11 protein-coding genes are annotated in these 11,723 nt (G+C 73.4%); 9 read left to right on the top strand and 2 right to left on the bottom strand.

The features are described 5' to 3' along the window. The first annotated feature begins 230 nt into the window (after positions 1-230). Both recO and H7A69_RS16160 read left to right on the top strand, forming a co-directional pair. The gene (gene recO, locus H7A69_RS16165; protein WP_182047985.1) at positions 231-1,064 is read left to right on the top strand and encodes a DNA repair protein RecO; all 834 of its coding nucleotides are present in this window, start codon (positions 231-233) and stop codon (positions 1,062-1,064) included. Further along, positions 1,061-1,858, top strand: coding sequence for an isoprenyl transferase (locus H7A69_RS16160; protein ID WP_182047984.1), 798 nt, complete (start codon positions 1,061-1,063; stop codon positions 1,856-1,858). The genes recO and H7A69_RS16160 overlap by 4 nt, the downstream gene beginning before the upstream one ends. A gap of 79 nt (positions 1,859-1,937) precedes the next feature. Here H7A69_RS16160 and H7A69_RS16155 read toward each other — a convergent pair whose 3' ends face one another. Then, positions 1,938-2,834, bottom strand: a complete 897-nt coding sequence (locus tag H7A69_RS16155; RefSeq protein ID WP_182047986.1) for a LysR family transcriptional regulator — start codon at positions 2,832-2,834, stop codon at positions 1,938-1,940. A gap of 77 nt (positions 2,835-2,911) precedes the next feature. Here H7A69_RS16155 and H7A69_RS16150 point away from each other — a divergent pair, with 77 nt between their 5' ends. The 4 genes from H7A69_RS16150 (at position 2,912) to H7A69_RS16135 (ending at position 6,423) form a co-directional block, all read left to right on the top strand. Next, positions 2,912-3,961 carry an aminotransferase class V-fold PLP-dependent enzyme gene (locus tag H7A69_RS16150; protein WP_182047983.1) on the top strand — a complete coding sequence of 350 codons (1,050 nt, stop codon included), beginning with the start codon at positions 2,912-2,914 and terminating at the stop codon, positions 3,959-3,961. A 114-nt stretch (positions 3,962-4,075) separates the two neighbouring features. Further along, positions 4,076-5,461 (top strand): glycine--tRNA ligase, encoded by a 1,386-nt coding sequence (locus H7A69_RS16145; RefSeq protein WP_069711108.1) that lies wholly within the window; start codon positions 4,076-4,078, stop codon positions 5,459-5,461. A 60-nt stretch (positions 5,462-5,521) separates the two neighbouring features. Continuing rightward, positions 5,522-6,256, top strand: coding sequence for a DsbA family protein (locus H7A69_RS16140; protein ID WP_182047982.1), 735 nt, complete (start codon positions 5,522-5,524; stop codon positions 6,254-6,256). Then, complete coding sequence (locus H7A69_RS16135; RefSeq protein WP_182047981.1) at positions 6,253-6,423, top strand: hypothetical protein; 171 nt, start codon at positions 6,253-6,255, stop codon at positions 6,421-6,423. The genes H7A69_RS16140 and H7A69_RS16135 overlap by 4 nt, the downstream gene beginning before the upstream one ends. Positions 6,424-6,430: 7 nt before the next feature. Here H7A69_RS16135 and H7A69_RS16130 read toward each other — a convergent pair whose 3' ends face one another. Then, entirely contained in the window at positions 6,431-6,913 is a 483-nt protein-coding gene (locus H7A69_RS16130) for an aminoacyl-tRNA deacylase (protein WP_182047980.1), read from the bottom strand. Between the two features lie 47 nt (positions 6,914-6,960). Between H7A69_RS16130 and dusB the strand changes: the two genes are divergently transcribed. The 3 genes from dusB (at position 6,961) to dnaG (ending at position 11,451) form a co-directional block, all read left to right on the top strand. Beyond that, complete coding sequence (gene dusB, locus H7A69_RS16125; protein WP_182047979.1) at positions 6,961-8,115, top strand: tRNA dihydrouridine synthase DusB; 1,155 nt, start codon at positions 6,961-6,963, stop codon at positions 8,113-8,115. Then, complete coding sequence (locus H7A69_RS16120; RefSeq protein WP_182047978.1) at positions 8,112-9,401, top strand: deoxyguanosinetriphosphate triphosphohydrolase; 1,290 nt, start codon at positions 8,112-8,114, stop codon at positions 9,399-9,401. The genes dusB and H7A69_RS16120 overlap by 4 nt, the downstream gene beginning before the upstream one ends. Before the next feature lie 124 nt (positions 9,402-9,525). Further along, positions 9,526-11,451: a DNA primase gene (gene dnaG / locus H7A69_RS16115; RefSeq protein WP_182047977.1), complete on the top strand. Its 1,926-nt coding sequence runs from the start codon at positions 9,526-9,528 to the stop codon at positions 11,449-11,451. Positions 11,452-11,723 lie beyond the last annotated feature (272 nt).

Genomic DNA, 11,723 nt, shown 5'->3' with positions numbered 1-11,723 from the left:
GCGGGTCCGACCCGCACCGCGCCTCCCGTCCGTGCGCCCGGCCGCCTCGGCCAGCCAGCCCGCCGACCAGCCGGCCGTCGCCCCGAGCGGGCCTCGTCCGGCACGCTCGGCGTCACCCCGGCGGCGTGTCCTGCCCGCTCGGTGTACAGGACGGTGCAGCGGATGGGACGGGCAGCGACCCGACGGGGGTGCGGGCCAGAGCTGTCGGCGGCGCGGGGGATACTGGGGACATGCCGCTGTACCGGGACGAGTGCGTCGTGCTGCGCACCCACAAGCTCGGTGAGGCGGACCGCATCGTGACGATGCTCTCCCGGCAGCACGGCAAGATCCGCGCCGTCGCGAAGGGCGTGCGGCGGACGGCGTCGAAGTTCGGGTCGCGCCTCGAGCCGTTCATGGTCGTCGACGCCCAGTTCTACGAGGGCCGGTCGCTCGACATCGTCACCCAGGCCGAGAGCCTCGGGTCGTACGGCGCGCAGATCGTCACGGACTACGGCGCGTACACGGCCGCGAGTGCCATGGTCGAGACCGCCGACCGGCTGAGCGAGGCGGACGCCGGGCTCCAGCAGTACCTGCTGCTCGTCGGCGCGCTCCGGTCGCTGTCGCGCCGGGAGCACGTGGTGAGCGCCACCCTCGACTCCTACCTGCTGCGGGCGATGAGCATCGCCGGGTGGGCACCCTCGTTCGGCGACTGCGCGGTGACGGGCGAGCCCGGACCGCACACGGCGTTCGTCGTGCAGCTCGGCGGGGTCGTCGCCGACCGGGCGGCACCACCCGGCACCCCGCGGCTCGACACCGGCACGCTCGGGCTGCTCGGCGCCCTGCTCGCCGGCGACTGGGCGACCGTCGACGCCTCGGACGAGCGCACCCGCTCCCGGGCGTCCGGCGTGGTGGCGGCCTACGCCCAGTGGCACCTGGAACGATCGCTCCGGTCGCTGCCGCACGTCGACCGCAGCGAGCACCCGGCGCCGGTCGCACCCGCACCGGGCGGGGTGTCGGCAGCGGTCACCGCCACCCCGGCGCCCGCCGTGCCCGTCCCGTCCGACACCGAAGGAAGCCCTGCATGAGCCCACGCCGGTCCGCCGCCGCCGAACCGTTCCTGCCCGTCGACTGGACGGGGGAGCAGCCGCCCGCGATCCCGGCGCAGTTCGTCCCGCAGCACGTCGCCATCGTGATGGACGGCAACGGCCGGTGGGCGAACCAGCGCGGGCTCACGCGCGTCGAGGGGCACAAGGCCGGCGAGGCGTCCCTCCTCGACGTCGTCGCCGGGGCGATCCAGATCGGCGTCCGGCACGTGTCGGCGTACGCCTTCTCGACCGAGAACTGGAAGCGCTCGCCCGAGGAGGTCCGCTTCCTCATGGGGTTCAACCGTGACGTGATCCGCCGCCGTCGCGACCAGCTGCACGAGTGGGGCGTGCGCGTGCGCTGGGCCGGTCGCCGACCCCGGCTGTGGCGGTCGGTGATCGACGAGCTGCAGACGGCGGAGCGGATGACCGCGGACAACGACGTGTGCACCCTGACGATGTGCGTCAACTACGGCGGCCGGAACGAGATCGTCGACGCCGTGCGCGGGATGGCCGAGGACGTCGCCGCCGGACGCATGCAGCCGAGCCAGGTGACGGAGAAGGCCCTGGCGAAGCGGCTCTACGTGCCGGAGCTGCCCGACGTCGACCTGTTCCTCCGGAGCTCCGGGGAGCAGCGGACGTCGAACTTCATGCTGTGGCAGTCGGCGTACGCCGAGATGGTGTTCCTCGACCGGCTCTGGCCGGACTTCCGGCGCACCGACCTGTGGGGAGCGATCGAGGAGTACGCGAGCCGCGACCGTCGCTACGGCGGGGCCGTGGACGCGCCCACCGCCTGAGGCGGGGTGCGGGGCGGAGCTGCCACGCGCCTCCCGGCCGAACGTGCCCGCCGCTGCCTGCCGCTGTCCGCCTGCGTGCTCAGCCCAGCAGGTGCGCCGCGCCGCGGACGGCGTCGAGCGCCGCGCGGACGCTCGGCACCCGATCCGCACCACGTGCGACGACGACCTCGACCCGGCGGGCGAGCTCGTCGCCGACCGGGGTCGCGTGGACGCCGGGCGGCACGACCGTCGTGGTCAGCGCGAGCCGGGGGAGGAGCGCGACGCCGAGGCCGGCCGCGACGAGGCCGACGACCGCCGCGGCGTTGTCGGTCTCGAGGACGATGTCCGGGGTGAACCCCGAGGCGGCGCACGACGCGAGCAGGTGCCCTCGGCAGCGCGGGCACCCGCCGATCCACCGCGCGTCGCGGAAGGCCGACAGGTCGGCGACGGCTCCGCTGACCACGGTGGGCGTCACGAGGGCGAGCGGGTCGCGCCCGATGCCCTCGGTGGTGAGCGTCGGGTCCGCACCGGGGTCGTCCTGCAGGGCGTGCGAGAACGTCAGCGCGACGTCGACCTCGCCGCGGCGGACCAGCTCGATCGCCTCGGGCGGTTCGGCCTCGACGTACGAGGTCGCGACCCCGGGACTCGTGGCCGACATCGCGGCGAGCACGGGCGGGACGAGGGTCGAGGACGCGCTCGGGAACCCGGCGAAGCGCACCCGACCGCGGGCGAGCCCGCCGACGGCGTCCAGGTCCTCCCGGGCCGCGGCCAGGGCGGCCTCGACGTGCAGCGCGTGGTCGGCGAGCACGCGCCCGGACTCGGTGAGGGTCGCGCCACGACCGCCCCGCAGGAGCAGGTCGTGTCCGAGCCGCTGCTCGGCCCGGACGAGGAGCTGGCTGACGGCGGGTTGGCTGTAGCCGAGGGTCGCGGCGGCACGACTGATGGACCCCGCGTCGCGCACGGCGAGCAGGACCCGGAGCAGCTGCGGGTCGATCATCTCCACAACACGATGTTATGGGCCCGCGAAGGAACCTGCCCTGGTGTGATGCCGACCGGCCGCCGAGCCTGGAGGGCATGGACTCCTTCGTCGACGGCTCGGGCTACCTCGCGGCGTGCACCGCCGGACTCCCCACGCACGGCACGCTGGCCGCACAGCGCGCGGACCTCGACGCGTGGGCACGTGCCGGGACCTCGCCGACGACGTACGGCGCCCTGGTCGAGGAGGGCCGCGCGCTCTTCGCCGACGTCGTGGGCGTCGCTCCGGTCCGGGTCGCCACCGGGTCGCAGACGTCGGCGATGGTCGCGGTCGTCGCCGCGTCGCTGCCGGACGGTGCCGAGGTCGTCGTCCCCGACGGCGACTTCAGCTCGGTCGTGTTCCCCTTCCTCGCGCAGGCGCACCGCGGGGTGACGGTGCGGAGCGTCCCGCTCGAGCGCCTCGCCGACGCCGTCCGCACGGGGACCGCGCTGGTCGCGTGGTCGGCGGTGCAGTCCGCGACCGGGGTGGTCACCGACCCGGCGCCGGTGCTCGCCGCGGCGGGGTCGGTCGGCGCCCTGACGCTGTGCGACCTCACCCAGGCGGCGGGTGTGCTGCCGGTGTCGGCCGCCCCGTTCGACGTCACGGTCACGCACGCGTACAAGTGGCTCTGCGCTCCGCGCGGGGTGGCCTTCGCCACGTTCTCGGACCGGGCGCTCGCGGAGCTCCGCCCCGTGCAGGCCGGCTGGTACGCCGGCGAGGACGTCTGGTCGTCCTGCTACGGCCCGGACATGCGGCTGGCCGCCGACGCACGGCGCTTCGACGTCTCCCCGGCGTGGCCGGCATGGCCCGGTGCGGTCGCCGCCCTGCGGCACCTCGCGTCCGTGGACCGCGCCGCGGCCTGGAGGCACGCCACCGGTCTCGCCGACCGGCTCGCCGACGCGCTCGGCACGGTCCGGAGCGGGCAGGCGATCACGACCTTCCCGGACCCGGACGGTACGGCGCTCGCCGCGCTCGGCGCCGCGGGCGTGACCGCGAGCGGGCGGGCCGGCCGCCTGCGGCTCGCCTTCCACCTGTGGAACGACGAGGACGACGTCACGCGCGTCGCGGACGTGCTGCGGGCAGTGGGCGGCTTCAGACCTGTGGAGTGAGCCACGTGTCCACGGGTACCGCGCCTCCCGACCGGCGGCCGCCGTGAGGCCGGTACGCTTGCCCGGTACCGTTCCCGCACCGGGCACCCAGTCCGGCGACCACAGGAGTCCCTCTTGGCACCGTCCTCCCGTCTCGACAGCGTCATCGCCCTGGCCAAGGGCCGCGGCTTCGTCTTCCAGTCGGGGGAGATCTACGGCGGATCGCGCTCGGCGTGGGACTACGGGCCCCTCGGCGTGGAGCTCAAGGAGAACATCAAGCGCCAGTGGTGGCAGCGGTTCGTCCGCGGCCGCGGCGACATGGTCGGCCTCGACTCTGCCGTCATCCTGCCCCGCAAGGTGTGGGAGGCGTCCGGGCACGTCGCGACCTTCACCGACCCGCTCGTCGAGTGCCTGCACTGCCACCACCGGTTCCGCGAGGACCACCTCATCGAGGCGTTCGAGGCGAAGAAGGGCCGCGCGCCCGAGGGCGGCATGGCCGAGATCGCCTGCTCGAACTGCGGCACCCGCGGCGAGTGGACCGAGCCCCGGGAGTTCTCCGGCATGCTCAAGACCTACCTCGGCCCGGTCGAGTCGGAGGAGGGGCTGAACTTCCTCCGCCCCGAGACGGCGCAGGGCATCTTCGTCGACTTCGCGCAGGTCGTCACCACCAGCCGCATGAAGCCGCCGTTCGGCATCGGCCAGGTCGGCAAGGCGTTCCGCAACGAGATCACGCCCGGCAACTTCATCTTCCGCACGCGCGAGTTCGAGCAGATGGAGATCGAGTACTTCGTGCCGCCGGCGTCGGTGGGGGAGCACTACGAGCAGTGGATCGCCGACTCGGTCGCGTTCTTCACCGACCTCGGGATCGACCCGGAGAACCTCCGCCGCTTCGACGTGCCGGACGGCGAGCGGGCGCACTACTCCGACGCGACCGCCGACATCGAGTACCGCTTCGGCTTCCAGGGCTCGGAGTGGGGCGAGCTCATGGGCGTCGCGAACCGCACCGACTTCGACCTGAACAACCACATCGAGGCGTCCGGCAAGGACCTCCGGTTCTTCGACCAGGCCGCGAACGAGAAGTACGTGCCGTACGTCATCGAGCCGTCGTTCGGGCTCACGCGTGCGCTCATGGCCTTCCTGCTCGACGCCTACCACGAGGACGAGGCCCCGAACGCGAAGGGCGGCGTCGACAAGCGCACGGTCCTCCGGCTCGACCCCCGCCTCTCGCCGGTCAAGGCCGCGGTCCTGCCGCTGTCCCGCAACGAGCAGCTCTCGCCGGTGGCCCGCGGGCTCGCCGACGACCTGCGCCGGTACTGGAACGTCGACTTCGACGACGCCGGTGCGATCGGTCGTCGCTACCGTCGCCACGACGAGATCGGCACGCCGTTCTGCATCACGGTGGACTTCGACACGCTCGAGGACAAGGCCGTGACCGTGCGGGAGCGCGACACGATGTCGCAGGAGCGCGTCTCGCTCGACCAGCTGCAGGGCTACCTGGCGCAGCGGCTGCTCGGCGCGTAGGGCGTCGGCTCGGCGCGCCGGGCGCCGGAATACCGCCGAGGGCGACGCGTTGCACCGGGCATGAACGACTCTGTCAAGGTCGATGTCTGGTCCGACATCGCGTGCCCCTGGTGCTACATCGGCAAGCGGAAGTTCGAGGCCGGCGTCGCCGCCTTCGCCGCGTCGCCCGAGGCGCAGCCGGTCGAGGTCGAGTACCACTCCTTCGAGCTGAGCCCGGACACCCCCGTCGACTTCGAGGGCACCGAGGCCGAGTTCCTCTCGCAGCACAAGGGGCTCCCCGTCGAGCTGGCCCAACAGATGATCGACCAGGTCGCCGGCATCGCGGCGTCGGTGGACCTGCACTACGACTACGACGCCCTCCGCCACACCAACACCGTGAAGGCGCACCAGGTGATCCACCTGGCCAAGCAGCACGGCAAGCAGCTCGAGATGGTCGAGCGGCTCTTCACCGCGTACTTCGAGCGCGGCGAGCACGTCGGGCAGGACGAGTCCCTGGCGTCGCTCGCCGAGGAGATCGGGCTGGACCGCGACGAGGTCCTCGCGACGCTCCGTGACGACACGCAGCTCGCCGCGGTCCGTGCCGACCAGGCGCAGGCGCAGGCGTTCGGCATCAACGGGGTCCCGTTCTTCGTCATCGACGGCAAGTACGGCGTCTCCGGGGCGCAGGACCCGGCGGCGTTCGAGCAGGTGCTCCGCCAGGTGGTCGCGCTGCGGGACAGCACGCCCGAGGATCTCGCCGAGCAGCGGCAGCGCGCCGCGGACGACGCGGCAGCGGACGCGGCGGTGACCCGGTGACGGACGTCCGCCTCGGCGGCCCGGCCGAGCCGCGCCTCCCGGCCGACGGTCTGGAGGCGCGCCCCGCCCTGCTCACGCTCGTCACGCCCGGCGGGGCGCCGGTCTGCGAGGGCGACTCGTGCTCCGTGCCCGGCGCAGAGGGCGACTGGACCGAGGTCCCCGACTGACCCGGTGCTAGCGGACGGGTTCCTCGTCGGTGATGTCGGCGACGGTCGCGCCGTACGCGGCGACCAGTGCGTCGCCGTCGACGAAGGCGCTCGCGCCGTGGCGTCCGGCGCCGAGGGCGATCCGGCGGCCGAGCACCCGCTCGTCGGCGAACACGGGCAGGTCGCCGGTCGCACCGATGGGGGTGATCGTGCCGCGCTCGTAGCCGGACGCCTCGAGGGCCGTCGCGGCGTCGGGCATCGACAGCTTGTTGACCCCGACGACCGTGCGGAGCTTCTTCCACGCGATGCTGCGGCCCCCGGGGACCAGTGCGAGGAGGAAGCCGCCGTCGTGCCGCTTGACGACGAGGGTCTTGACGACGTCGCCGGGTCCGATGCCGAGGAGCGCCGCGGCCTCGTCGAGCGAGCCCGCCGTGGGGCGTTCGACCACCTCGACCTGCAGGCCGCGGGCGGCGGCGTCGGCGTCGAAGCGGGCGATCGCGGTGTCGGACATGTGGAGAACGCTACCGTCGCGCGTCGACGTGGGAGGATGGAACCGGTATGACGATCACGCAGACACTCCCGAAGCCACTGCGCATCGGCCCGATCGAGGTCGAGGCGCCGGTCGTGCTCGCCCCGATGGCGGGCATCACGAACATGGCCTACCGCCGGCTCTGCCGTGAGTACGGCGCCGGTCTCTACGTCTGCGAGATGATCACCTCGCGCGCGTTGGTCGAGCGCACCCCGGTGTCGATGCAGCTCATCCAGCACCACGAGTCGGAGACCCCGCGGTCGATCCAGCTCTACGGCGTCGAGCCGAACACCGTGGCCGAGGCGGCGACGATCCTCGTGGCCGAGGACCGCGCCGACCACATCGACCTGAACTTCGGGTGCCCGGTGCCCAAGGTCACGCGGAAGGGCGGCGGAGCTGCGCTGCCGTGGAAGACCGACCTCTTCAAGGACCTCGTCGAGAAGACCGTCAAGGCCGCCGGCGACGTCCCCGTGACGGTGAAGATGCGCAAGGGCATCGACGCCGACCACCTGACCTACCTCGACGCGGCGCGCATCGCCCGTGACGCCGGTGTCGCCGCGGTCTCGCTGCACGCCCGCACGGCGAACGAGCACTACTCCGGCCACGCGGACTGGTCGGCGATCGCGACGCTGAAGGAAGCCATCACCGACATCCCCGTGCTCGGCAACGGCGACATCTGGTCCGCCGCCGACGCCCTGCGCATGGTCGACGAGACCGGCTGCGACGGCGTCGTCGTCGGGCGCGGGTGCCTCGGCCGGCCCTGGCTGTTCGGCGACCTGGCGGCGGCGTTCCGTGGCGAGGACGTCCGTGCGATGCCGTCCCTCGGCGACGTCGCCACCGCCTTCCGCCGGCACACCGAACTGCTCGTCGAGTTCTTCGGGTCCGAGGAGCACGGCTGCCGCGACGCCCGGAAGCACGTCTCGTGGTACTTCAAGGGGTACCCGATCGGCGGCGACGTCCGGTCGGCCCTCTCGATGGCGTCGAGCCTGCAGGAGATCGACGACCTGCTCGGGCAGATCGACTGGTCGGCCCCGTACCCGGGCGCCGACGTCGAGGGCCCGCGCGGCCGTGCCGGACACCCCAAGCGCACGGCGCTGCCGGACCGCTGGCTCGAGTCGCGCGACGTCGACGCCGAGTTCCGCAAGGTGCTCGCCGCCGCCGAGCTGCACCACAGCGGCGGATGAGCGCCACCGCCTCGTACGGGCCCGCCGACGCCGAGCGCTGGCTGCCCGAGACCCACGGCAACCGTCGGTCGGACTTCGCCCGTGACCGCGCGCGGCTGCTGCACTCGAGTGCCCTCCGCCGGCTCGCCGCGAAGACGCAGGTGCTCAGCCCGACCACCGGGCTCGACTTCGCCCGGAACCGCCTGACGCACTCGCTCGAGGTCGCGCAGGTCGGCCGGGAGCTCGCCGACTCGCTCGGGCTCGACCCCGACGTGGTGGACACCGCGTGTCTGGCGCACGACATCGGCCACCCGCCGTTCGGGCACAACGGCGAGACCGCCGTGAACGCCTGGGCCGCGGGCATCGGCGGGTTCGAGGGGAACGCGCAGACACTCCGGCTGCTCACCCGGCTCGAGCCGAAGGTGTACGGGGACGGCCCCGACGACGACCGCCCCTACGGGCTCAACCTGACGCGTGCGTCGCTCGACGCGAGCTGCAAGTACCCGTGGCCGGCGGCGCAGGGCGTGGCCGAGGCCTCGTCCGGACGCACCAAGTTCGGGTTCTACGACGACGACCACGACGCCTTCGCGTGGCTCCGGGCCGGCGCTCCCCGCCGGCAGCGGTGCATCGAGGCGCAGGTGATGGACCTGTCCGACGACATCGCGTACTCGGTGCACGACTTCGAGGACGCCGTCGTCGCGGGGTTCATCGACGTCGCCGCACTCGGCGACCGGGTCGGCGAGAACGACATCGTGACGGCGATGCACGCCTGGGTCGGGTCCGACCTCAGCCGCGACGAACTGCTCGAGGCCTTCGACCGGCTGCGGTCGCTGCCGCTGTGGATGACGTCGTACGACGGGTCGCGGCGGGACATGGCGCGGCTCAAGAACCTCACCTCGCAGCTCATCGGGCGGTTCGCGCGGACGGCGACGGCGGCGACGCGCGAGTCCTACGCGTCCGGGTCCCTCGTGCGGTTCGCGGCATCGGTCGTCACCCCGCCGGAGATCATCGGGGAGATCGCCGTGCTCAAGGGCATCGTCGCGGCGTTCGTGATGACGCAGGGCAACCGGCAGCCGGTGTACGAGGACCAGCGTCGGATCCTCACCGAGCTGCTCGACGCCCTGGCCGCCACCGGGAGCGCGGACCTCGAGCCGGGGTTCGCGGCCGACTGGCGCGCGGCGTCCGACGACGCCGGGCGGCTGCGGGCCGTGGTCGACCAGGTCGCGAGCCTGACCGACCAGGGGGCCCTGGCGTGGCACAAGCGGCTCGTGGTGGGGGACCGCGAGCCGGTGCACGTCCCCGTCTGACCCGCGCCCCGTCGGGGAGGCGCGCCGACGTGCCGGTCCGGCACCGCGCCTCCCGTCCGGCGTGCTCTCCACGGGCGGACGCGATCCGTCCGTCGGTGCCACTCGCACGAACTAGGATCATGGGGTGGCTGGCAGGATCGCGCGGAACGACATCGACGAGGTCCGCTCGCGTGTCAACATCGCCGACGTCGTCGGCGACCACGTCACGCTGAAGTCGGCGGGCGTCGGCTCCCTCAAGGGACTCTGCCCGTTCCACGACGAGCGCTCCCCGTCCTTCCACGTCCGGCCCCAGGTCGGGCGGTACCACTGCTTCGGCTGCGGCGAGGACGGCGACGTCTTCGAGTTCATCATCAAGATGGACCACACGACCTTCCAGGAAGCCGTCGAGCGGATGGCGGCGAAGATCGGGTTCACCCTCCACTACGAGGAGGGCGACGGACCCCGCACCGACTACAACCAGCGCGCCCGGCTGATCGCGGCGAACGAGGCGGCGCTGGAGTTCTACCAGTCGCAGCTCACCACCGCCGCTGCCGAGCCCGCCCGTCGGTTCCTCGGGGAGCGCGGGTTCGACCCGGCGGCCGCGCAGCACTTCGGCGTCGGCTTCGCGCCGCAGTCGTACGACGCGACGCGGGAGCACCTGCGCAGCCGGGGCTTCTCGATGGACGAGATCCTGGCCGCGGGGCTGGCCGGTCAGGGCGACCGCTCGCCGTACGACCGCTTCCGGGGACGACTGACGTGGCCGATCCGCGACGTCACCGGCGCGACGATCGGGTTCGGCGCGCGCCGGCTGCTCGAGGACGACAAGGGGCCGAAGTACCTCAACACCCCCGAGACACCGATCTACCACAAGAGCCAGGTGCTCTACGGGCTCGACCTCGCACGGCGGGACATCTCGAAGCAGAAGCAGGTCGTCATCGTCGAGGGCTACACCGACGTGATGGCGTGCCACCTCGCCGGCGTGACCACCGCGGTCGCGACGTGCGGCACCTCGTTCGGGGTCGACCACATCAAGGTGCTGCGACCGATGCTCGGCGACGTCAGCGGGGCTGACCCGAACGCGAACGGCGAGGTCGTGTTCACCTTCGACCCGGACGAGGCCGGGCAGCGCGCGGCCTCGCGGGCCTTCGCGGAGGAGCAGCGCTTCGCGGCGCAGACGTACGTCGCGGTCGCGCCCGGCGGACTCGACCCGTGCGACCTCCGGCTGGCCCGGGGCGACGACGCCATCCGCCGCCTCGTGACCGCCAAGCGCCCGATGTTCGAGTTCATGATCCGCCGGAACCTCGACGGGCACGACCTCGAGACCGTGGAGGGCCGGGTGAACGCCCTGCGCGCCGCCGCACCGGTGCTCGCGGGCATCCGCGACCGCTCCCTCACGCAGGGGTACGTGCGGGAGCTCGCCGGGTGGCTCGGCATGGACATGCCCGACGTCCGCCGTGCCGTCGACGCGGCACGGCAGCGAGCGGGCGCTGCGCGCCAGGACCGGACGGGAGGCTCGGTGCCGGTCGGTCAGGCCGGCCCCGGCGGCGAGCTGGTCGCCCCGCCCGAGGAGCCCGTGGCCGGGCTGCGCCTGCTGCCGAACGACCCGATCACCCGCATGGAACGCGACGCGGTGATGGCGATGGTGCAGCAGCCGAACTACGTCAGCGAGCCGCTCATCTGGCTCGCCGCCGGCGCGACCTTCTCGGCACCGATGCTCGCCGTCGTGCGCGACGCCGTCGTGGCGAACGTCCAGTCGATCGGCGCGGGGGACTGGCTCGACCGGCTCCTGCAGGACGTGCCGGCGCCGTTCCGCGGGCTCGTGCAGGAGCTCGCGCTCGCACCGATCCCCGCCCGGACCGACGAGGACCTCGCGCTCTACGCCCGGAGCATCGTCGTCGCACTCGTGGAGCGGGACCTGCTCGCCCGCAAGGCCTCGCTGCTCGGGCAGTTGCAGCGTGCGGACCCGCACGAGCAGGCCGACCGACGCGCCGAGATCCAGCGTCAGCTCGTCGACATCGACGCGCAGCGCATGCGGCTCCGCGCCGACGCCGAGGCGGCAGCGCAGGGCTGACCCGTCCTCGCCGGGTCGCGTACGGAGCGGACGGCGACGGCGGAGCCGACGGCGACGTCGAGGGCGACGGCGGAGCCGGCGTCCTGCTCGCCGAGCGGGCGGGACACGCCGCGTGCGCAACGCCGGGCGGGCGGAAGTCGTCGGCCGACGACACCGAGGGTGACGGATGCTGCCCGCTGAGTGTGCCGGGCGGGTGTGCCGGTCGGGCGGGCTGGGTGGGCTGGGCGGGGCGGAGGTGGGGCGCGCCTCCCGGCCGGGAGGTGCGGCGGGTC

The organism is Curtobacterium sp. ME26, from assembly GCF_903970945.1.
Taxonomy (GTDB): Bacteria; Actinomycetota; Actinomycetes; order Actinomycetales; family Microbacteriaceae; genus Curtobacterium; species Curtobacterium citri.
Note: the sequence above shows the minus strand (reverse complement) of the source record. Positions and strands in the feature narration are given on the sequence as shown.

Bases quoted from the DNA above. Each gene is read 5' to 3' on its own strand.
- recO (WP_182047985.1), top strand. From the start codon at position 231: ATGCCGCTGTACCGGGACGAGTGCGTCGTGCTGCGCACCCACAAGCTC.
- H7A69_RS16140 (WP_182047982.1), top strand. From the start codon at position 5,522: ATGAACGACTCTGTCAAGGTCGATGTCTGGTCCGACATCGCGTGCCCC.
- H7A69_RS16160 (WP_182047984.1), top strand. From the start codon at position 1,061: ATGAGCCCACGCCGGTCCGCCGCCGCCGAACCGTTCCTGCCCGTCGAC.
- H7A69_RS16150 (WP_182047983.1), top strand. From the start codon at position 2,912: ATGGACTCCTTCGTCGACGGCTCGGGCTACCTCGCGGCGTGCACCGCC.
- H7A69_RS16120 (WP_182047978.1), top strand. From the start codon at position 8,112: ATGAGCGCCACCGCCTCGTACGGGCCCGCCGACGCCGAGCGCTGGCTG.
- dusB (WP_182047979.1), top strand. From the start codon at position 6,961: ATGACGATCACGCAGACACTCCCGAAGCCACTGCGCATCGGCCCGATC.
- H7A69_RS16155 (WP_182047986.1), bottom strand. From the start codon at position 2,834: ATGATCGACCCGCAGCTGCTCCGGGTCCTGCTCGCCGTGCGCGACGCG.
- H7A69_RS16130 (WP_182047980.1), bottom strand. From the start codon at position 6,913: ATGTCCGACACCGCGATCGCCCGCTTCGACGCCGACGCCGCCGCCCGC.